This window comes from Mesorhizobium sp. M2C.T.Ca.TU.002.02.1.1 (assembly GCF_003997225.1).
Genome location: NZ_RZTO01001395.1, coordinates 1 through 754 on the forward strand (window position 1 = coordinate 1; position 754 = coordinate 754).

At 72.3% G+C, this 754-nt stretch carries 1 pseudogene; it reads left to right on the forward strand.

What is annotated here, in order from left to right:
• Positions 1–754: pseudogene (locus tag EOD07_RS36335) on the forward strand (cell division protein FtsZ); the annotation flags it as partial.

The following is a 754-nucleotide window of genomic DNA, read 5'->3' on the forward strand; positions in this document are numbered from 1 at the left end:
GGCTTCGGGCGAGGGCCGCGCGATGGCCGCCGCGGAAGCCGCGATCGCCAACCCGCTGCTCGACGAGACCTCGATGAAGGGCGCCAAGGGGCTGCTGATCTCGATCACCGGCGGCCGCGACCTGACCCTGTTCGAGGTGGACGAGGCAGCCACCCGCATCCGCGAGGAGGTCGACCAGGACGCCAACATCATCCTGGGAGCCACGTTCGACGAGGAGCTGGAAGGCGTGATCCGCGTGTCGGTCGTCGCCACAGGTATCGACAAGTCGGCTGCCGAAATCGCGGCTGCGCCGATCTCGATCCGCGCGCCGCAGAAGCCGGTCGCCCGTCCGGCGGCGGCTCCGGCCGCTGAAATCCGTCCCGCTCCGGTTCAGCCGCAGGCCTACGAGCCGCGCGCGGCCGATCCGGTCGCCGAGGCGATCCAGCTCGCCGAGGCGAACGCCGCCGCCATGGCCCAGCAGCCGCGTCCCGCGCCGGTCGACGACTTCCGGCCGCAGAGCAAGATCTTCCAGGCTCCGCCGGCCCAGCCGCAGCCGCAGCCGGTGGTGCCGCAGCAGGTCATGCAGCAGCCCGCGCCGCAGCGCGAGATGCCGCAGCCGGTGGCCGCGGCCCCGCAGCGCATGCCCCGCGTGGAGGACTTTCCGCCCGTGGTAAGGGCCGAGGTCGAAGCCAAGACCCGGCCCGCGGATCATGAGAACAGCGGCCCGATGGGGCTGATCAAGCGCCTGACCAACGGCCTTACCCGCCGCGAGGAA